We start from the raw sequence: 20,074 nt of genomic DNA, 5'->3' as shown, positions 1-20,074 counted from the left end.
TAAAATAATTTCTCTCACAAACCGTTAACAATTAAGGCATGGAAAAGATAAGTGCATTAATTGAAAAACTTCAGGAATTAAAAAATTCCGGTGCGGACCTGCAGACCATATCTTACTACGTACAGTTATTGCAGGCAGAGGTATTACACGCCCGTAGCCGGCAACACCAGCAGGAAGCGGCAGTCAGGCAAAGCCAGATCGCTGTGATCATGCCGGCGCGGCAGCCTGCGGAAGAAATTAAACCGGCAGCGCCGGCAGCGCAAACTACAACATTACCATCAAATAAACCCGTACTAACGGAAACGGATATACCGAAAGCACCGCCGCCGCCTCCTCCGGCGCCGGCGCCCATAGCGGTACCAGTGCAGGAAGCGCCAGCACCGGCGCCTGTTCAGGCGCCACCGCCTCCGCCAAAAGAAAAAGAAAAAGTGCCTGCACCTGCCCCCGCTACACTTTTTGACGTGGCGGAAACACCGGCAGCGCCGAAGAATGGCCACAGTGGAGCCATCACACGCGAACTCAATGAACTGGTAGGTAACAACGGGCAGTCGCTCAACGACCGCCTGCGCACGCAGCAGCAAGTGGAAGTAGCCCAGAAACTGGGCGATGCTCCCATCAAAGACCTCCGGCAGGCCATTGGCATCAATGATAAATACCAGTTTATCCAGGAACTTTTCCGTGGCGACAAAGACCTCTACGAACGTTCTATCAAAACGATCAATGAGTGTCATACCATGCAGGAAGCTGATTACTGGATCCAGCGCGAGATCAAGATATTACAAGGCTGGCAGGATGAACACCACCTGGTAAAACATTTCTATTCCCTGTTGAGAAAACGTTTCTCCTGAATATAGCTGATCACCTTCTCGGTGGCGCCCCTGTTGGATTGCACATAGTTACCGGCTATGGCGGCGATCTGATTATAGGCGGCTGTATTGTGCAGCAGTAATGTTGTGCGGGCAAGGAGCTCTTCGTGGTTACGCACCACCAGTGCGCCGCCGGCCGCTTCGAGTTCTACGGCTTCAAAATACCTGTCAAATACAGGCCCCATGATCACGGGCTTGCTATATACAGCCGGTTCGAGGATGTTATGGATGCCGCCTTTGTCGAGGCCTCCGCCTACATAACAGATCGTAGCATAGCGGTATAGGGCGGTGAGCATGCCGATGTTATCTATGATCAGCACATTACTTTCCGGGATATGGCCTGTGAGCTGTGAATAGCGCAATGCATCCGGGAACAGCTGTAATATAGACTGGATATGGCTTTCGCCGATCTCGTGCGGGGCGAGGATGAGTTTCAGGTCTTTGTCGGGCTGTTCTTTCCACCAGGCGGCGAGCATCTTTTCATCGGAGGGCCAGGTGCTGCCTGCGGCCAGCAGGCGTTTGCCGGCGAGGAATTGTTCGATCAGCGGTAATGCGCGCTGGTCTTGCAAGAGGGCGCTTACCCGGTCGAAGCGGGTATCGCCGCCGAGGCTCACCTGTTGCAGGTGCAGGCCTTGCAGCAATTGCAGGGAGGCTTCATTCTGCACAAAGATATGATTGAATTGTTGCAGCAGCCTGCGGAACATGGCGCCATAGCTTTTGAAGAAAGGCTGCTCCGGCCTGAAGATACCCGATATCAGCAAGGTGGGCACTTTTCGTATATGCAGCTCCGTGAGATAGTGGTACCAGAATTCATATTTGACGAAGATGGCCAGCTGTGGCTGTACCAGCTCGAGGAAGCGGCGGGCATTGGCGGCCGTATCCAGGGGAAGGTAACAGATATAATCCGCGCCGGGATAGTTCTTCCGGACCTCATAGCCTGAGGGCGAAAAAAAAGTTAACAAAATTTTATTCTCAGGAAATTGCTGGCGGATGGCTTCGAGCACGGGCCTTCCCTGCTCAAATTCGCCAAGAGAGGCGGCATGCATCCATACCAGCGGCTGCCCTGCCAGCTGCCACTCCTGTAGTTGCTTTTGCCAGTGATGGCGGCCTTTCAGCCATCGGGCCGCTTTGGCATTGCCGCCGAGGGCTGCCAGCTGAACGCCCGTCTTGTATAACCGAATACCGGCATTATAAATGGCTGTTGCTATCATTCGTCTGCGTACTTTTACTCAATTTTAAAGGCGGTACAAAGATAGTCCGCTACCAATCTCAATTTTTGTAAATTTGCACACTTTAAACAAAATAAAAATATACATAGCATATGGTTCCTATTCAGATGGTCGATTTGAAACGCCAGTACACGAAGATTAAGCCTCAGGTAGACGCTGCCATCCAGGAAGTTTTGGAAAGCTCCGCTTATATCAATGGCGGCGCGGTACAACAATTCGCTGCGTCTTTGCAGCAATACCTGCATATCAAGCACGTGATACCTTGCGCCAACGGAACCGATGCCCTGCAAATAGCCATGATGGCGCTCGGACTGGAGCCTGGCGATGAAGTGATCACCCCTTCCTTCACCTTTATCGCCACCGCAGAAGTGATCGCCTTGCTGCGCCTGAAGCCGGTGTTTGTAGATGTAGACCCGAAAACTTATTGCCTGGATGTAGCCCAGATCGAAAAAGCGATCACGCCAAAAACCAAGGCGATCGTGCCGGTACATCTCTATGGCCATGTGGCGGATATGGAACCCCTGATGGCGCTGGCAAAAAAACATAATTTATACGTTATTGAAGATAATGCCCAGGCCATTGGCGGCGATTACACCTTTGCCGACGGCACTAAAAAGAAAGCTGGTACCATTGGTCATATCGGCTGTACTTCTTTCTTCCCTTCCAAAAATCTTGGCTGCTATGGTGATGGCGGTGCGCTGTTCACCAACGACGACGAGCTGGCAGCGAAGATCAGGATGGTGGCCAACCACGGCCAGTCTGCCCGCTACTATCACGATGTAGTAGGCGTTAACTCCCGCCTGGATAGCGTGCAGGCGGCGATACTCAACATCAAACTGCCCCTGCTGGATCAATATATTGCGGCACGCCGCCAGGTGGCAGATGCCTATGATGCTGCATTTGCGGGCATGCCGCAGATCACTACCCCATTCAGGGCCGCTAACAGCTATCACGTTTTTCATCAATATACATTGCAACTGCATGGCGCCGACAGGAATGAACTGCAAAAGTTCCTGGCCGAAAAACAGGTGCCATCCATGATCTACTATCCTGTGCCGGCACATCGCCAGAAAATGTTCGAAGCCTTTGGCGGCATGGCATTTAATTTACCTGTAACCGATAGTCTCACCCCCAAGGTGATTTCCTTGCCGATACACACTGAAATGGATGCTGATCAACTTGATCACATTATTGAATCAGTTAAATCATTTCTAAATCAACACCCCTCCTCATGAAGATTACAGTAGTAGGCACTGGTTACGTAGGCCTCGTAACCGGTACTTGTTTTGCCGAAACAGGTAATGAAGTAACCTGTGTAGACATCGATGCCAACAAAGTAAAGAAGCTATCCGCCGGGCAGATCACGATCTATGAACCCGGGCTGGAGAAACTGTTTGAAAGGAACCTGAAAGAAGACCGCTTGTTTTTCACCACCAGTTTGGCAGATGGTATCCGCGATGCGGAAGTCATCTTCCTGGCGCTGCCTACGCCTCCGGGGGCGGATGGCGCAGCGGATCTGTCTTTTGTGCTGGGAGTAGCCGAACAGATGGGGCAACTCCTCACCGGCTATAAAGTGATTGTTGATAAAAGTACGGTGCCGGTAGGTACTGCCGAAAAAGTAGCAGCGGCCATCGCCCGCCACTACAAAGGAGAATTTGATGTAGTGTCCAACCCGGAGTTCCTCCGGGAAGGCGTTGCGGTGGATGATTTCATGAAGCCTGACCGGGTGGTGATCGGCACCAATTCCGAAAGGGCCCGCAAGGTGATGGGTGAGCTGTATGCACCTTATGTAAGACAAGGCAATCCTGTCATCTATATGGATGAAAAATCTGCCGAGCTTACCAAGTACGCTGCCAATTCTTTTCTCGCCACCAAAATATCTTTCATGAACGAGATCGCGATATTGTGCGAAAAACTCGGTGCTGATGTGGATATGGTACGCAGGGGTATCGGCAGCGACGACCGTATTGGCAAGCGTTTCCTTTTTCCCGGCATCGGTTATGGCGGCAGCTGTTTTCCCAAAGATGTGCAGGCGCTGGTAAGGTCATCCGAAGAAGCGGAATACGATTTCAAGATATTGAATGCCGTAATGGACGTAAACGCGCAGCAGAAGTTGTTCCTGCTGCCGAAAATAAAAGCCTATTTCAAGGGCGACCTCAAAGGCAAACACTTTGCACTGTGGGGCCTGGCCTTTAAACCCAATACCGATGATATCAGGGAAGCACCGGCACTGGACATCATTGATGCCTTGCTGGCCGAAGGTGCTACCGTATCTGTATTTGATCCCGAAGCAATGAACAATGTGAAACATTTACTGGGCAACAAGATCACTTATGCGGATCATCAATATACCTGCCTGGAAAACGCAGATGCCTTGATCATTGCAACGGAATGGAGCGTATTCAGAACACCTGATTTCAACAAGATCTCTGCCGCACTGAAGAACAATGCGATCTTCGATGGCAGGAATCTGTTTGAAGTGAGCCGTATGAAGGAACTGGGATATCATTACGAGAGTGTGGGCCGTACTCCTGTTTTATCTTAACCTGCTGCAATATGGAGAAAAAAAGAATATTGATAGCCGGCGCCGCCGGCTTTCTCGGGTCGCACCTGTGCGACCGCTTCATAAAAGAAGGATATCATGTTATTGCCATGGACAATCTCCTGACGGGCAATATCAAAAATATCGAGCACCTGTTTCCCTCGCCGGATTTTGAATATTATCATCACGATATCACGAAGTTCGTGCACATCCCGGGGAAGCTGGATTACATCCTGCATTTCGCTTCTCCTGCGAGCCCGATCGATTACCTGAAGATGCCCATACAAACCCTGAAAGTGGGTTCGCTGGGCACGCACAACCTGCTGGGCCTGGCCAAGGATAAAAAAGCGCGCATACTCGTAGCCTCCACTTCTGAAGTATATGGTGACCCTACCGTGCATCCACAGCCCGAAGAATACTGGGGCAATGTGAATCCTGTAGGGCCGCGCGGGGTATATGATGAAGCCAAACGATTCCTCGAATCTATTACCATGGCGTATCATAATTTTCATGGCGTAGATACCCGCATTGTGCGTATCTTCAATACTTACGGGCCGAGGATGCGCCTGAACGACGGCCGTGCATTGCCCGCATTCATGAGCCAGGCACTGAGTGGCCAGGACCTCACTGTTTTCGGGGATGGCAGCCAAACCCGATCTTTCTGTTATGTAGATGATCTGATCGAAGGTATATACAGATTGTTGTTGTCCGACTATCACCTGCCGGTGAACGTGGGCAACCCGGAAGAGATCACGCTGAACCAGTTTGCAGAAGAGATCATCGCATTAACAGGCAGCAAGCAGCAGATCGTTTATCATCCATTGCCGAAAGACGATCCGAAACAGCGGCAGCCCGATATCACCAAAGCCCGCACCCTGCTGGGTTGGGAGCCGAAAGTGAACAGAAAGGACGGACTGAAAATCACTTACGAATATTTTAAACAAGCCTTACTAAAATAACTTAGGGAATGAAGCGGAAACTTTTAATTACAGGTGGCGCCGGCTTTATTGGATCACACGTGGTACGGTTATTTGTGAATAAATACCCCGACTACCAGATCGTAAATCTTGACGCGCTTACGTATGCCGGTAACCTGGAAAACCTGGTGGATGTAAAAGACAAACCAAATTACATCTTTGAAAAAGGAGACATCACTGATGAAGCCTTTATCGACCAGCTCTTTCAGCAATACCAATTCGACGGTGTTATCCACCTGGCTGCTGAAAGCCATGTAGACCGCTCCATTATGGAACCCCTGGCATTCATTAAAACAAATGTCCTGGGTACGGCCGTGTTACTGAATACCGCCCGTAAATATTGGAAAGAACAGCCGGCCGGTAAACTCTTCTATCATGTTTCCACGGATGAAGTATATGGATCATTAGGGGAAGAAGGTTTCTTCCATGAAACTACCGCTTACGATCCCAGGTCGCCGTATTCCGCGTCCAAAGCTAGTTCAGACCATTTCGTGATGGCCTACTATCACACCTATCATCTCCCGGCTATCATCTCTAATTGTTCCAACAATTATGGCTCGCACCATTTTCCGGAGAAACTGATTCCGCTGGCGATCCATAATATCAAGAACAACAAACCGGTACCGGTGTATGGTAAAGGTGAAAACGTACGGGATTGGCTATACGTAAATGATCATGCCCGTGCGATCGATACCATCTTCCATAACGGTAAAGTAGGTGAAACCTACAATATCGGCGGCTTCAACGAATGGAAAAACATCGATCTCATTCAGCTGTTGTGCCAGATCATGGACAAAAAACTAGGCCGTGAACCAGGCACTTCTGCCAAACTGATCACCTTCGTGAAAGACCGTGCAGGCCACGATCTCCGCTACGCCATCGATGCCACTAAACTGAACAAGGAACTGGGCTGGTCTCCCTCCCTTCAGTTCGAAGAAGGACTGGAGAAAACGGTTGACTGGTACCTGGCCAATGAAGAATGGCTGCAACATGTTACCAGTGGCGACTATCAGAAATATTACAACGAACAATATCAAAAACGATAGCCGAGAGTTATGCCATTTCAAGAAACCAATATACCGGGCCTGCTGATTTACGAGCCCAAAGTACACGGTGACCACCGGGGATATTTTTTTGAGAGCTATAATGCGAGCACATTCAGCGATGCCGGTATCGAATACAAATTTGTGCAGGATAACCAGGCCCGCTCCTCCTATGGCGTATTACGCGGCCTCCACTACCAACTGGAGCCCCATGCGCAAACCAAGCTGGTACGCGTGCTGGAAGGCCGCATCATCGACGCCGTGGTGGATATCCGTAAAGGCTCGCCTACTTACGGCAAATCCTTCACGATAGAATTGAGCGCAGAAAATAAATTACAGCTGCTGGTGCCCAAAGGCTTTGCCCACGGCTATTCTGTGATCAGTGAAACCGCAGAAGTGATGTACAAGTGCGATAACTTCTACCATAAAGCAAGTGAAGGCGGCATCCTTTATAATGATCCGGCGCTGGAAATCAACTGGGGCATTGATCTGAAAGATGCTGTTGTTTCAGAAAAAGACCTGATACTTCCCAAACTGGCTGACATCTCTCACAACTTCGTTTTTTAATCGTATGAAAAATATTCTTGTTACCGGCGCAAACGGACAATTAGGACAGGCACTCAAAAAAGCAGTGGCCAGCTACCCGCAATTCAACCTGCTCTGCACCGATTACGAAGATCTCGACATTACCAGCCCGGAAGCGCTGGAGGCCTGGTTCTCCGCCAACCAACCGGATGCCTGCATCAACTGCGCCGCCTATACCGCGGTAGACAAAGCCGAGTCTGACGAAGACAAAGCCTTCCTCCTCAATTTCCAGGCGGTGCTGGCGCTGGCAGAAACCTGTAACAAGCATAATACCCAGCTGCTGCACATCTCCACCGATTATGTTTTCAGTGGCAACCATTACCGGCCTTATAAAGAAACCGATGATGCCGATCCACAAAGCATCTATGGCGCCTCCAAACTACGTGGCGAAGCTGCGGCTACCAGCGAAAATGCAGACACCATCGTGATCCGCACCTCCTGGCTCTATTCTGAATACGCTGTCAACTTCGTAAAACGCATGCGGGAACTCATGCAGGAGAGAGAAGAACTGACTGTTGTATTCGACCAGGTAGGTACGCCCACCTACGCCGGCGACCTGGCCAACACGATCCTGGATATATTGCAATATAAAGCAGACCATCCGGAAACCGCAGTGGGCGGCATTTATCACTATAGCAATGAAGGCGTTACCAGCTGGTACGACTTCGCCATCGCGATCAAAACGCTCACCAACGCCACTACGAAGATCACGGCAGTGACTTCCGATAAATACCAGACAGCCGCGAAAAGGCCCGCCTATAGCGTACTTAACAAAGAAAAGATCAAAGAAACCTTTGGTATACAAGTACCTTACTGGCACGACAGCCTGCAACGCTGCCTGAAAAATATGTAATACCATTACCGAAAATAAGTTCGAACTTCGCGTTCTTACAATTTATATAAAATCATGAATCTGATAGAAGAACTGCGCTGGCGGGGGATGTTACAGGATATGATGCCTGGTACAGAAGAACAACTGCAAAAGGAAATGACCACTGCCTACATCGGCTTTGATCCTACTGCGGCCTCTTTGCATATCGGCAGCCTGGTACCTATCCTCTTGCTGGTACACCTGCAAAAGGCAGGTCACAAGCCACTGGCGCTGGTAGGCGGCGCCACCGGCATGGTAGGCGACCCCTCATTCAAAGCAGAAGAAAGAAAGATGCTCGACCTTGAAACGCTCAGCTTCAACGTAGCAGGTATCAAGGCACAGCTGGAACGCTTCCTGGACTTCGATCCGGCCAAAGCCAATGCAGCAGAAATGGTCAATAATTTCGACTGGTTCCAACATATTTCTTTCCTCGACTTTATCCGCGATACCGGTAAGCACATCACCGTGAACTATATGATGGCCAAAGATTCCGTGAAAAAACGGATCGAAGGCGATAATGGTATGTCGTTCACTGAATTTACCTATCAGCTGATACAGGGTTACGATTTCTATCATCTCTTCACCGCCAAGAATTGTAAACTGCAAATGGGCGGCTCCGACCAATGGGGTAACATCGTTACCGGCACAGAGCTGATCCGCCGCAAAGCCGGTGGGGAAGCCTTTGCCTTCACTTGCCCGCTCATCAAAAAAGCTGATGGCACCAAATTCGGTAAAACAGAACAAGGCACGGTATGGCTCGATCCGGAGCGTACTTCACCTTATATGTTCTACCAGTTCTGGCTGAACACATCAGATGTGGATGCAGAAAGTTATATCAAGATATTCACGTTCCTCGAACAGCCTGAAGTGGAAACGCTCATTGAGCAACACCGCCAGGCTCCCGAGCAGCGCCTTCTACAGAAGCGCCTCGCCAAAGAAGTGACGGTTTTCATTCATGGTGAGCAACATTATGACTTCGCGGTAAAAGCATCTGAACTGTTGTTCAGAAATGATACGGCCGAACTGCTGGTATCTCTCACAGAAGAGCAACTGCTGGATGTAATGGCCGGTGTTCCGCAATTTGAAGTAGCTAAAACTGATATCGAAGCCGGTAAAGATGTGGTGAGCCTGCTCGCTGAAACCGGTATTTTCCCGAGTAAGGGAGAAGCCCGCAAAACCGTGCAGGGCGGCGGTGTGAGCATGAACAAACAAAAGATCGAAGGCATTGATACAGTGGTGAACACTTCATCTTTGCTGCGCGATAAATATATTCTCTTCCAGAAAGGAAAGAAAAACTACTATCTCGTTAAAGCTGTTTAACGTTAATAGCCCTTGAAGCGCTTCGGGCGCTTCAAGGGCTTTCTCCTACTTATTTTAATCCGTATTTCTTCTCGTACTTTTCGTACAACTGTTTCTGTTTATTATCCAGGTTGATCTCACGTCCTTGAATAAACGCTTTGGTGATCACGCTGGAACGCATGTCCAGGATATCGCCGGTGCTGACCGTGATATTGGCGTCTTTGCCGGTTTCGAGGGAGCCGGTGCGTGCATCGATGCCCAGTATTTTAGCCGCATTGAGCGTGATGGCGCTTAATGCCTCTTCTTTCGACAGGCCGAATGCGCTGGCAGTGCCGGCGTTGAACGGGAGGTTGCGCTGCTGCCAGAAACCTTCGTTGCTGATGCAAAACAGGATGCCTGCCTTTTGCAGCATGGCAGCGGTTTTATAAGGTTGGTCGATATCATCGTCCGCCATTTCGGGCAGGCCGTGTGGCTGGTTCAGTACAATGGGAATGTTGTGCTGTTTGAGGATATCCGCCATGCGCCAGGCATCGCCACCGCCTACGATCACCACATCGATGTCAAATTCTTTAGCAAAATCAACTGCGATCAGCATCTCTTTCATCATATCGGTGTGGATAAAGAGTTTTTGTTCTTTGTTGAAAAGACGGCGCATGGCTTCGAACTTGAGGTTGGTGGCCGTGTGCTTGCTTTCAGCCAGGTAGGCTTTGGCATCGCGGAAGAAAGTTCTTACGCTTTCTATTTTCTGCAAAGCATTTTTCAGCTGCTCGGAAGCGTTGTTACCGAAGAATAACAAACGCGGGATAAAAAAGTGCATCGCATTATCCGTTTTGTAAGCAGCATCTTCCCAGTTCCAGGCGTCGAGTTGCACTACGGAGGAAGTGCCGCTGATGATACCGCCTTCGGGCGTTACCTGCGCCAGCAGTATGCCATTGGAGCGTAATGTGTTGATCACTTTGGAATCGGCATTGTACGCGATCAGCGAACGCACGGAAGGGTTGATCTCTCCTACTTCGCGCGCATCAATGGTGGCGCGCACGCTTTCAAATTCTACCAGGCCCAGGCTGGTTTCCGGTGCAATGATACCGGGATACACGTGTTGTCCTTTCAGGTCTACCACCTTGCCATCCGCTGTGGTGGCCACATTGCTGCCTACCGCAGTGATCTTGCCTTTGGCGAAGGCAATGGTGCCATGTTCTATAACTTGCCCGTTACCCACATGGATAGTAGCATTAGTGAGGTATACAGGTTTGTCCTGTGCAGGCGCAGGAGACATGGTTTCCTGTGCAGCGGCGGGTTGCAGGCCTGCTGCAAGCATCGCGATATATAACAGATGATATTTTTTCATGTTGATGTCTGGTTTTGAGATGAGCGTTATTCCACCACTACACTGCTGCGCTGATGGCCGCCTTGCAGGTCTTCACAATGATACACCTCATCGCGCGGCGAAGCAGTTTTCTGCGTGGGCGTACCTTTTTTCTTTTCGCCCAGCAGTTTCTGAATGAGGCGGTTGCGCTCCGCGGCAATGCGCTGGCGCAGTTGCAGGTCATAGTCGCGGTCAAATTCCACGATACCATCTACAATCGTCTTTTCTGCTTTGGCGTAGATGCTCAGCGGATCATCGCTCCATACAACTACGTCTGCATCTTTTCCCACTTTGATACTTCCCATGCGGTTATCCACATGCAGCAGTTTGGCAGGATTGAGAGTCACCATTTTGAAGGCGTCTTCTTCGGTCATGCCCGCGTATTTCACGCTTTTGGCGGCTTCCTGGTTGAGGCGGCGTGCCATTTCAGCGTCGTCGGAATTGATTGCCGTGACTACTCCCACCTGGCTCATGATAGCGGCATTGGTGGGGATGGCGTCCTGTACTTCCATTTTGTATGCCCACCAGTCGGCGAAGGTGCCGGCGCCGGCGCCATGGGCCTTCATCTTGTCGGCCACTTTATACCCTTCGAGGATATGCGTAAAGGTGTTTACATGGAAATGGAAAGTATCTGCCACATGCATCAACATGTTGATCTCGCTCTGTACATAGGAGTGACAGGTGATAAAACGTTTATGGTGGAGGATCTCCACGAGGGCGTCCAGCTCCAGGTCGCGGCGCTTGCCGGGGCCTTGTTGCTCATAGTCACGGGCACGGGTAAACGCATCCATATAGATCTGTTCCACGCCCATCCTTGTTTGCGGGAAACGAACGGTGTTACGCTCGCCCCAGTTGGATTGTTTCACGTTTTCGCCCAGCGCGAATTTGATGAAGGGGTCCCATCCAGCTACCTTCATCTCTTCAGCGTTCTGTCCCCAGCGGAGTTTCACCAGCTGCGACTGTCCACCGATGGCATTGGCGCTGCCGTGCAACAGGTGCGAGGCGGTAACGCCGCCACTGAGCTGACGATAGATGTTGATATCATCCGGGTTAACGACATCGGCTATACGAACTTCCGAGGTAACAGATTGGGAAGATTCATTGACGCCTTTCGAGATGGCGATATGTGAATGCTCATCGATAATACCGGCAGTCACATGTTTGCCTGTACCGTCGATCACGCGGGCATTTCCGGCTGCGAGGCCTTTGCCTACCTGCGCGATCTTGCCACTGCGGATCAACACATCAGTATTTTCCAGCTTGCCTTCTTTTTCATTGGTCCATACCGTTGCATTTTTGATGAGGATATCCTGTTGCTGCGGTAATTTATCCCAGCCATAGCCATTGAAGGGGAAGTAGAGCGGGCCGGCATCGATGGGCGCTTTCTTCTTTGCGGAATCGGCTTTCTCCGGCAAAGCCTTTACGAATGCGGCATTCCATCTTACGATGGCGCCAGTAGTATCAGTGCCGGTACCGGTCCAGCTGTTGTCGCCGACCATACCACTGAGGCGTACTGCGCTGCCATTTTTTTGCAGGGGGAATGAAAGTGTGATCAGTTTGTTGTTCACATCTATCTTTCCGGATAAAGTATCTTTTTGCAGTACGGACACCAAAGGCGCGGTGGCCGTGCCTTTCACCTCGATGGTGTAGCTGTTGCCAGGCGTGAAGGTGAGCGTATAAGTGCCGCGGATATCTTTCCATCCATCTTCCTTGATCACATACCGGTTGCCCTGTACCCAGTTCTGTAACACAACGGTATTGTCGCGGAACAGGGGAGCAGAAGTGATGAGGAAATTGGCCAGCTTGCCGGGTTCCAGGCTACCTACCTTGTCGTAGATTTTCAGGGTGGTAGCAGGCGTTTTGGTAAGCGCTTCCAGGGCTTTCTGTTCGCTGAGGCCATAATCGATGGCTTTGCGCACTTGCGAGAGGAAGGTTTTCACATCTTTGATATCGGCTGCGGTGAGGCAGAAGGGGATATTGGCCTTTTCGAAGGCGGCGGGCTCGGAGGGCGCCATTTCCCAGTTCTTCATATCGGCCAGCGACACGTAACGCGCATCCGCCGGGTCTTCTACATCGATGGCGCCGGGGAAGTTGAGCGGCAGGATGAAAGTGGCTTTGGTAGCGGCCATTTCCTTCATGCGCTGGTATTCGTTACCACCGGCTTTGATGATATATTGCACGCCAAATTCATCGCCGATCTTGTCGGCGCGCAGGGCATCCCATTTATCTGATACCGCGAAAAGCTGCGGCAGTTGCTGGTTTTCGTTCCATGCCTGCAAGCTGAGGTTCACGCCCTCTTTGGCGGGTTGTGATTTATACCATTGTGCATCCAGGTAGGTTTGTCGCAGCAGCGCGATAGATCCCATGAGGGAGTTAGGATAGTTTTGCGTAGAGCTGCCTTTATCAAAAGAGTAGGCGGCTGCGGCCTTTTCCCGGATGATCACTTTGTTCTCGCGGTCGGAGGCGAGGGTAACGAGAGCCGCGGTGCCGCGCGCAATGCCATCCTGCTGCTGGGTGAGCACTGTGCCGAAACCGGCTTCACGGAGGGTGGCGGCTTTGCTATCGTCTGTTACAAAAAGGGATGCCGCATTCACTTCACTCCGGATGGCCTGATTCCAGCCATAAGCGCCTTTGGTGTTGGAAAGGAACTGTGGTGGCGCATTCCAGGCCGACCCGCCTCTTTTGGCTTCGCCGAGGCCATAGTTGCTGTACAGGTCAATGAAAGAGGGATAGATGTACTTGCCTTTGCAATCCACTATCACTGCATCTTTCGGGATGGCGGCATTGGCATCGGCGGCTACAATCTTGCCATCGCGGATCACGAGCGTAGCATTGGAGAGGGTGGTTTGCGCATCTCTGACAATAGTGGCATGTGTGAAGGCAAAGCAGCCTTCATGTGGATCGGCGATGCCATTAACAGGAAACGTTTCCTGGGCGCTGGCATAGGTGCCTGCCAATAACAGCGCCAGCAGCATGGATTTGCCGCGATGCCTGTTAATGGCTAGGGCCAGTCCGCGGAACAGCGGAGCCGCTCCGGGTTTCTCAAAAGCTTTTTTCATGTAAAGTTTTTTATAGCGATTCAGACTTAGTTGCGGTTAAATTTAGGAAATGATACAGGCCGCTCTAAGTAAAAATCGATTTTTTTTATGAGTGGTATCAAACTTGTACCGGTTTTCCGGGATGTATGGTTTTGGATTAACACGAAAAAGGGATAATTTGAAAGGCATTTGGCCGTTATGTTTGTTTATATTCATTAATCAGATATGCTATGAAGATATTTTCCATCTATACCCTGTTACTCCTCGCAGGCTTGCTGACAGGCGCCGCCACCGGCGCCCGCGCGCAGGATAGCAGCGATGTAAAAGGCCGCTGGAGCGTGGAAGGAAGAGCCGATAAAATGAGCGACAAGATCTCACGCCAGCTGGGACTCAACAAAGATCAGGATAAAGAGATCTATGCGATCAACAGCGATATCGTTCGCCGCATGGACGAGCTGCGGAAAAACAAATCCCTCACGCACAAGGAACGGATGCTACAGGTGAAAGCCTTGAACAATGAGCGCAGCCAGCGCTTTAAATCTGTGCTCACCGCATCGCAATACAAACGTTGGAACGACTGGGAGCTGCGCAAGAAAGAACACCTGGAAGCCAAGATGGAGAAGAAAAGGCAGAAGAAAGAAGCCAGAACGCAATAATTCAAAAAACTTTAAATTACGGATTACGAATTAAGAATTACGGAGTTGTGGGAAGATAAGCAAATGATGACCTTCCCACAACTCCGTAATTCTTAATTCGTAATCCGTAATTTTTTATGGTACACCCTGAGCAAGATATCGTTTCTATTTTCCGGCATGCGGTAGCGGCGGTACATCCGCAACGGCTGATCCGGGATACTGTGCAGGTAAAAGATGGCACGCTTTACCTCAATAGCGAAGCCGTGGTATTATCGCCAGGGGCGCGCATCGTGGTGGTGGGCGCAGGCAAAGCCGCAGCCGCCATGGCACAGGAGCTGGAGCGGGTGGTATCGCCGCATTTCCCGCTCAGCGGGTTTGTTGTTACCAAGTACGGACATGCGTTACCGTTAGCGCACATCGAACTGCTGGAAGCAGGCCATCCAGTGCCGGACGAAAACAGTGTAGCCGCCACCGTGAGATTGCTCGCACAGCTGCAACACCTGCAAGCTGCCGACGTAGTGATATTTTTGTTATCAGGCGGCGCTTCCGCGCTGCTGGCCGATGTTCCGGCCGGCGGTTCCTTGCAGGAAGTGCAGGCGCTCTTTGAGTTGCTGCTGCAAAGCGGCGCCGACATCAGCGAAATAAATACCGTGCGGAAACATCTCTCTCATATCAAAGGCGGTCAGCTCGCACAGCAAATATATCCGGCCACTTTGTACACCATCATCCTCAGCGATGTGGTGGGTGACCAGCTCAACGTGATCGGCTCAGGCCCTGCAGTGCCCGACCCTGGCACCTTTGCAGACACCCTGCACATTCTCCAAAAATATCATCTCACCCAAAAAATGCCGCAGCCTTTGCTGCAACATATTGAAGACGGTCTCGCAGGCCGCATCCCCGACACGCCCAAGGCGGGCAACGCACCGTGGGAGCATGTACACAACATCCTCGCAGGCACCAACCGCATTGCCCTGAAAGCAGCTGCCAGCAAGGCGCGCAGCCTGGGGTATCATACGCGCTTATTGCAGGATGATCTTAGCGGAGAAGCGCGCCAGGTAGCCCGGCAGCTGGTACAAACAGCGATGGACTATCAAGGCCCTTTGCCGGCCTGCCTGCTGGCAGGCGGGGAAACTACCGTCACCATCCGCGGTACCGGCAAAGGAGGCCGTAACCAGGAACTCGCGCTGGCAGCGGCGATTGCGCTGGAAGGACAAACAAATATCACCCTCCTGAGCGCCGGCACCGATGGTACCGACGGCCCCACCGATGCCGCCGGCGCTATCGTTAACGGCTATACGTTAAAGGAAGCCAAAGCCCTTCATCTCCATGCTAATGACTTTCTCGACAACAACGATGCCTGGCATTTCTTCCATCAAACAGGTGGACTCCTCATCACCGGTCCTACGCAAACGAATGTAATGGACCTGATGATCCTGCTCATTACAGCGAAGGCATAAACTCGCTATCCTTGCTGGTAGCGGTTCTCCGCTTTTTCTTCCACATAAAGTTTGTATATGTGCAGAGAGATTTTATTTTTGGGGTTTGGATCAATAAGTTATTAGAGATATAAACCCAATTGCATTATGCTGAGAATGGAACAGACATGGCGTTGGTTCGGGCCTGATGATCCGGTGAGTTTGTCTGATATCAAACAGGCAGGAGCTACCGGCATCGTCACAGCATTGCACCATGTGCCTAACGGAACGGTGTGGACGAAGGAGGAGATTTTACAGAGAAAAACAGCGATAGAAGCGGCGGGCCTTACCTGGTCGGTAGTGGAGAGCGTGCCGGTACACGAAGATATCAAAACACAGAGCGGCCGGTTCCGGGATTATATTGCCCACTATCAGCAAACCTTGCGCAACCTCGCCGCCTGCGGTATCAAAACCGTGACGTATAACTTCATGCCGGTGCTGGACTGGACCCGCACCGATCTCTCGTATACGGTGGCCGACGGCTCCAAAGCCCTGCGCTTCGAGAAAGCAGCCTACATGGCCTTCGACCTCTTTATGCTCGCAAGGCCCAACGCGGAGAAAGATTACAGCGATGAAGATATCGCCCGCGCCAAAGAACATTTCGACAGCATGACCAACGAAGAGAAGGCATTGCTGCAAAAGAACATCATCGCCGGCCTGCCCGGCTCCGAAGAGAGCTTCACGCTGGAGAAATTCCAGGCGGCGCTGGACAAATACAAAAACATCGACGCTACCCAGCTGAAACTGCATCTCTTCTATTTCCTGCAACAGATCGCTCCCGTAGCAGAAGAAGCGGGCGTGAAACTGGCCATCCATCCGGATGATCCTCCCTTCCCCATCTTCGGCTTGCCACGCGTAGTGAGCACAGAACAGGATGCCAAAGAACTGCTGGCAGCGGCGCCCTATAAATCCAACGGCCTGTGTTTCTGCACCGGCTCTTACGGCGTACGCGCCGATAATGACCTGCCAGGCATGGTAGACCGTCTCGGCGATCATATCCATTTCATTCATCTGCGCAGCACCCAACGCGATGCACTGGGCAATTTCCATGAGGCTAATCACCTCGAAGGAGATGTGGATATGTTCAATGTAGTGAAGAACATCCTGCTTACTATGAAACGCCGTCACGTATCCATCCCGATGCGCCCGGATCATGGGCACCAGATGCTGGACGACCTGCATAAGAAAACCAATCCCGGTTACAGCGCTATCGGCCGCCTGCGCGGCCTGGCAGAACTGCGTGGCCTGGAAGCGGGTATAGCCGGGGCTTTAGGCTCTGATTGACTGACGTCTACCAACATCAGGTCTGCACAAAGTTTCAAGGTGGGGATCAGCAATACCATCGTCGGACTGAGATGTTACACCAAAGCAGAAAGCGTAGTTGATAAGATCACACTGTAACCGCTAATTACAGCTGCAAATACCGCTGCTTTATATATTTTGAAAGAAGAATATTTCCAGCAAAGACGCAAAGAAGCAAAGGCGCAAAGTAACAAAGATCCACTTCGATCTATATTGCTTTGCGCCTTTGCTTCTTTGCTTCTTTGCGGGAAAAAATAAACCCGGTGCTGAAAAAACACCGGGGTATTGAAACACACTACGAAAACAATTTAGCTCATTCTTATCATCAATTCCAGTCAGTAATTAATGCCTTGCGTAATATTGACTTACCTTATTACCCACAAAGGTAAACCAAGATTACCAAATAGACAAATTAGTTGACTTTTTTCCAGATTCTAAATATTTTCGTAGCATTACAGTACTAAACCTATAACGACACTTGATGAGCAATTCAATTGATGCGCGTTACGAAGCCTGCATGGCCAAACGTCCCCATAGCCTGGCCAGGCTGATCAATCTGCTGAAAAAAGACATGGACAACCAGATCACGGAAAAACTACAGGAACGCGGCTACCGGGATTTCAAGCTGGGCGATATGGTGCTGTTGATTAACATCGATGCACATGGAACTATCAACAACGACCTGGCGCGCAAAGCCCGTATCTCCAAACAGGCCATGAGCAAAGTGGTGAAGAACCTGGAAGCAGATGGCTATATCAATTCCCGCAAGCACGATACCGACAATCGCGCCAGCGTGATCTTCCTCACAGAAAAAGGAAAAAAACTGGTGATCAACGCTGCCGAAAGTGTAGAAGAAGTGGAGCATAGCTATACGGATATCCTGGGAGATAAAGACATGGCGCAACTGAAAAGCCTGTTGATCAAACTTAACAAAGGCCTGGGCTTGTAATTACGTATAGCCGTAGGAGTTATTCATGAATAACAAATGGATCTCGCCCCTACGGGGCGAGGTATTGGTAAACAAAACGCGAGCTACCAATATACCGCCCCGTAGGGGCGAAATGTTGGTAGATAAAACACGAGCCATCAATATACCGCTCCGTAAGGGCGAAATGTTGGTAGATAAAACACGAGCCATCAATATACCGCCCTTTAGGGGCGAAATATTGGTAGACAAAACACGAGCTACCAATATACCGCCCCGTAGGGGCGAAATGTTGGTAGATAAACACGAGCCATCAACGTACCGCCCCGTAGGGGCGATATATTGGTAGATAAAACACGAGCCATCAATATACCGCCCCGTAGGGGCGATATATTGGTAGATAAAACACGAGCCATCAATATACCGCCCCGTAGGGGCGATATATTGGTAGATAAAACACGAGCCATCAATATACCGCCCCGTAGGGGCGATATATTGGTAGATAAAACACGAGCCATCAATATACCGCCCCGTAGGGGCGAAATGTTGGTAGATAAAACACGAGCCATCAATATACCGCCCCGTAGGGGCGATATATTGGTAGATAAAACACGAGCCATCAATATACCGCCCCGTAGGGGCGATATATTGGTAGATAAAACACGAGCCATCAATATACCGCCCCGTAGGGGCGATATATTGGTAGATAAAACACGAGCCATCAATATACCGCCCCGTAGGGGCGATATATTGGTAGATAAAACACGAGCCATCAATATACCGCCCCGTAGGGGCGAAATGTTGGTAGATAAAACACGAGCTACCAACGTACCGCCCCATAGGGGCGACACCTACCTCGTATTTATACAACAAAATTTATTTGATGGTGAGATAATAGCGCCCTTCTTTATCGCGGGTAATATGAACATTCAGTTTTTTACTGATCACCGCCAACACCTGCTCGGGGCCTTCGCTATCGAAATTAGCGGTTAGCTTGCGTTGCAGCGCACTTTGTGCAGAAGGCGGCACTTCCACCTGGATATCGTAATAGGTATTCACCGCATCCAGCACTTCTTTCAATGGCACGTTGTTAAAGCGCAGCCGGCCTGTTTTCCAGGCCAGCGAAGCCTGGCTATGCAAGCGTTCCGACCGCAACTGCTGCTTTTGCCAGCTACCCTGCATATTGGCCGTGAGAGATAGCGGCTCGCCGGAACCCGCTTCCATCGATAGTTTCCCGCGTACCACAAATAGGATGACGCCATTTTCATCTACCCGCACATTGAAGGCCGCAGCATCCGTGTGCAGGGTAACGTCGTTCACTTTCATCTCGAAAATGGTAGCGGAATGGCCGCTCACATCAAAATAGGCTTCTCCCCTGCTCATCTCCATATATCTTTTTCCTTTCTCAAAACGCGCAGGATAGCGGATAGCGGTATTCTTGTTCAGCACGGCCTTGCTGCCATCAGAGAGAATAAAGGAATCGATATAGCCGGTTTGATTAACATTGGAGAGCAATGTTTGCGGGCGATGGAAGAAATAAAATGCGCCTAGTACCAGCAGCAGCGCTGCAAGGGTGATAGCAGCGCATGACCAGGTTTTCCAGTAAGGTATGGTAACAGGTGGCGGAGCTGTTTTTTTCTCGGCAGGTTGCAACCAGGCCTGAAGCATGTGTTCAATATAAGCGGCCTGTTCTTCGCTCTCTGATTTACGCATAGCGATCTGTTCCTGCAATGCAGGATCATGCGGTGCATTGATAAAACGTATGATCAGATCTGTAATCTCGGTAGTCGGCTGATACATAATTGCTACTGTCCTTCCTGTGAACCCACGGCGCCGGCGCCGTAACCCTCTGCTGTGTTCCTCCACTGCAGCACATTTGCTGTGCTTGCGGCGGCTAATATACCAAAATTCTGAATGCGTA

Annotated in this window: 16 protein-coding genes; 12 read left to right on the top strand and 4 right to left on the bottom strand. The window is 50.6% G+C overall.

Annotated elements, in window-relative coordinates; translation table 11 throughout:
* The first annotated feature begins 38 nt into the window (after nt 1-38).
* Entirely contained in the window at nt 39-848 is an 810-nt protein-coding gene (locus FPG75_RS14700; RefSeq protein WP_143307624.1) for a hypothetical protein, read from the top strand.
* Here the strand turns inward: FPG75_RS14700 and FPG75_RS14695 are convergent.
* The gene (locus tag FPG75_RS14695; protein WP_236652798.1) at nt 818-2,077 is read right to left on the bottom strand and encodes a 3-deoxy-D-manno-octulosonic acid transferase; all 1,260 of its coding nucleotides are present in this window, start codon (nt 2,075-2,077) and stop codon (nt 818-820) included. The two genes, FPG75_RS14700 and FPG75_RS14695, sit on opposite strands and share 31 nt — an antisense overlap.
* A 110-nt stretch (nt 2,078-2,187) precedes the next feature.
* Between FPG75_RS14695 and FPG75_RS14690 the strand changes: the two genes are divergently transcribed.
* From FPG75_RS14690 to tyrS, 7 genes are read left to right on the top strand one after another with little or no spacing between them, the layout of a single operon-like run.
* On the top strand, nt 2,188-3,330 hold the full coding sequence (locus FPG75_RS14690) for a DegT/DnrJ/EryC1/StrS family aminotransferase (RefSeq protein WP_143307623.1): 1,143 nt from the start codon (nt 2,188-2,190) through the stop codon (nt 3,328-3,330).
* Nucleotides 3,327-4,640 (top strand): UDP-glucose dehydrogenase family protein, encoded by a 1,314-nt coding sequence (locus FPG75_RS14685; RefSeq protein WP_143307622.1) that lies wholly within the window; start codon nt 3,327-3,329, stop codon nt 4,638-4,640. The genes FPG75_RS14690 and FPG75_RS14685 overlap by 4 nt, the downstream gene beginning before the upstream one ends.
* Before the next feature lie 11 nt (nt 4,641-4,651).
* On the top strand, nt 4,652-5,596 hold the full coding sequence (locus FPG75_RS14680) for a UDP-glucuronic acid decarboxylase family protein (RefSeq protein WP_143307621.1): 945 nt from the start codon (nt 4,652-4,654) through the stop codon (nt 5,594-5,596).
* Nucleotides 5,597-5,604: 8 nt separating this feature from the next.
* Nucleotides 5,605-6,660 carry a dTDP-glucose 4,6-dehydratase gene (gene rfbB / locus FPG75_RS14675; RefSeq protein WP_143307620.1) on the top strand — a complete coding sequence of 352 codons (1,056 nt, stop codon included), beginning with the start codon at nt 5,605-5,607 and terminating at the stop codon, nt 6,658-6,660.
* A gap of 9 nt (nt 6,661-6,669) precedes the next feature.
* Complete coding sequence (gene rfbC, locus FPG75_RS14670; RefSeq protein ID WP_143307619.1) at nt 6,670-7,224, top strand: dTDP-4-dehydrorhamnose 3,5-epimerase; 555 nt, start codon at nt 6,670-6,672, stop codon at nt 7,222-7,224.
* 4 nt (nt 7,225-7,228) lie between these two features.
* Nucleotides 7,229-8,095: a dTDP-4-dehydrorhamnose reductase gene (rfbD, locus tag FPG75_RS14665; RefSeq protein ID WP_143307618.1), complete on the top strand. Its 867-nt coding sequence runs from the start codon at nt 7,229-7,231 to the stop codon at nt 8,093-8,095.
* A 54-nt stretch (nt 8,096-8,149) separates the two neighbouring features.
* Entirely contained in the window at nt 8,150-9,433 is a 1,284-nt protein-coding gene (gene tyrS, locus FPG75_RS14660) for a tyrosine--tRNA ligase (protein WP_143307617.1), read from the top strand.
* Nucleotides 9,434-9,482: 49 nt separating this feature from the next.
* Here tyrS and FPG75_RS14655 read toward each other — a convergent pair whose 3' ends face one another.
* Nucleotides 9,483-10,760, bottom strand: coding sequence for an amidohydrolase family protein (locus FPG75_RS14655; protein ID WP_143307616.1), 1,278 nt, complete (start codon nt 10,758-10,760; stop codon nt 9,483-9,485).
* Nucleotides 10,761-10,786: 26 nt separating this feature from the next.
* Nucleotides 10,787-13,837, bottom strand: a complete 3,051-nt coding sequence (locus FPG75_RS14650; protein WP_236652797.1) for an amidohydrolase family protein — start codon at nt 13,835-13,837, stop codon at nt 10,787-10,789.
* 209 nt (nt 13,838-14,046) lie between these two features.
* Between FPG75_RS14650 and FPG75_RS14645 the strand changes: the two genes are divergently transcribed.
* The 4 genes from FPG75_RS14645 (at nt 14,047) to FPG75_RS14630 (ending at nt 18,177) form a co-directional block, all read left to right on the top strand.
* Nucleotides 14,047-14,472 (top strand): hypothetical protein, encoded by a 426-nt coding sequence (locus tag FPG75_RS14645; RefSeq protein WP_143307615.1) that lies wholly within the window; start codon nt 14,047-14,049, stop codon nt 14,470-14,472.
* Between the two features lie 116 nt (nt 14,473-14,588).
* A complete protein-coding gene (locus tag FPG75_RS14640) occupies nt 14,589-15,908 on the top strand; it encodes a glycerate kinase type-2 family protein (RefSeq protein WP_143307614.1) in 1,320 nt (439 codons plus the stop codon).
* Nucleotides 15,909-16,034: 126 nt separating this feature from the next.
* Nucleotides 16,035-17,210 (top strand): mannonate dehydratase, encoded by a 1,176-nt coding sequence (gene uxuA, locus FPG75_RS14635; protein WP_143307613.1) that lies wholly within the window; start codon nt 16,035-16,037, stop codon nt 17,208-17,210.
* Nucleotides 17,211-17,709: 499 nt separating this feature from the next.
* Nucleotides 17,710-18,177 carry a MarR family winged helix-turn-helix transcriptional regulator gene (locus FPG75_RS14630; protein ID WP_143307612.1) on the top strand — a complete coding sequence of 156 codons (468 nt, stop codon included), beginning with the start codon at nt 17,710-17,712 and terminating at the stop codon, nt 18,175-18,177.
* Nucleotides 18,178-19,029: 852 nt separating this feature from the next.
* Here FPG75_RS14630 and FPG75_RS14625 read toward each other — a convergent pair.
* Nucleotides 19,030-19,953 (bottom strand): FecR family protein, encoded by a 924-nt coding sequence (locus FPG75_RS14625; RefSeq protein ID WP_143307611.1) that lies wholly within the window; start codon nt 19,951-19,953, stop codon nt 19,030-19,032.
* Nucleotides 19,954-20,074: the final 121 nt, after the last annotated feature.

Source organism: Chitinophaga vietnamensis, from assembly GCF_902167635.1.
Lineage (GTDB): Bacteria > Bacteroidota > Bacteroidia > Chitinophagales > Chitinophagaceae > Chitinophaga > Chitinophaga vietnamensis.
Note: the sequence above shows the minus strand (reverse complement) of the source record. Positions and strands in the feature narration are given on the sequence as shown.

What these genes read in the sequence shown, in the direction of transcription:
- rfbD (WP_143307618.1), top strand. Translation starts at nt 7,229, where the DNA reads ATGAAAAATATTCTTGTTACCGGCGCAAACGGACAATTAGGACAGGCA.
- FPG75_RS14645 (WP_143307615.1), top strand. Translation starts at nt 14,047, where the DNA reads ATGAAGATATTTTCCATCTATACCCTGTTACTCCTCGCAGGCTTGCTG.
- FPG75_RS14640 (WP_143307614.1), top strand. Translation starts at nt 14,589, where the DNA reads ATGGTACACCCTGAGCAAGATATCGTTTCTATTTTCCGGCATGCGGTA.
- FPG75_RS14685 (WP_143307622.1), top strand. Translation starts at nt 3,327, where the DNA reads ATGAAGATTACAGTAGTAGGCACTGGTTACGTAGGCCTCGTAACCGGT.
- FPG75_RS14695 (WP_236652798.1), bottom strand. Translation starts at nt 2,077, where the DNA reads ATGATAGCAACAGCCATTTATAATGCCGGTATTCGGTTATACAAGACG.
- FPG75_RS14650 (WP_236652797.1), bottom strand. Translation starts at nt 13,837, where the DNA reads ATGAAAAAAGCTTTTGAGAAACCCGGAGCGGCTCCGCTGTTCCGCGGA.
- FPG75_RS14690 (WP_143307623.1), top strand. Translation starts at nt 2,188, where the DNA reads ATGGTTCCTATTCAGATGGTCGATTTGAAACGCCAGTACACGAAGATT.
- FPG75_RS14630 (WP_143307612.1), top strand. Translation starts at nt 17,710, where the DNA reads ATGAGCAATTCAATTGATGCGCGTTACGAAGCCTGCATGGCCAAACGT.
- FPG75_RS14680 (WP_143307621.1), top strand. Translation starts at nt 4,652, where the DNA reads ATGGAGAAAAAAAGAATATTGATAGCCGGCGCCGCCGGCTTTCTCGGG.
- tyrS (WP_143307617.1), top strand. Translation starts at nt 8,150, where the DNA reads ATGAATCTGATAGAAGAACTGCGCTGGCGGGGGATGTTACAGGATATG.
- rfbC (WP_143307619.1), top strand. Translation starts at nt 6,670, where the DNA reads ATGCCATTTCAAGAAACCAATATACCGGGCCTGCTGATTTACGAGCCC.
- FPG75_RS14625 (WP_143307611.1), bottom strand. Translation starts at nt 19,953, where the DNA reads ATGTATCAGCCGACTACCGAGATTACAGATCTGATCATACGTTTTATC.
- uxuA (WP_143307613.1), top strand. Translation starts at nt 16,035, where the DNA reads ATGCTGAGAATGGAACAGACATGGCGTTGGTTCGGGCCTGATGATCCG.
- FPG75_RS14700 (WP_143307624.1), top strand. Translation starts at nt 39, where the DNA reads ATGGAAAAGATAAGTGCATTAATTGAAAAACTTCAGGAATTAAAAAAT.
- rfbB (WP_143307620.1), top strand. Translation starts at nt 5,605, where the DNA reads ATGAAGCGGAAACTTTTAATTACAGGTGGCGCCGGCTTTATTGGATCA.
- FPG75_RS14655 (WP_143307616.1), bottom strand. Translation starts at nt 10,760, where the DNA reads ATGAAAAAATATCATCTGTTATATATCGCGATGCTTGCAGCAGGCCTG.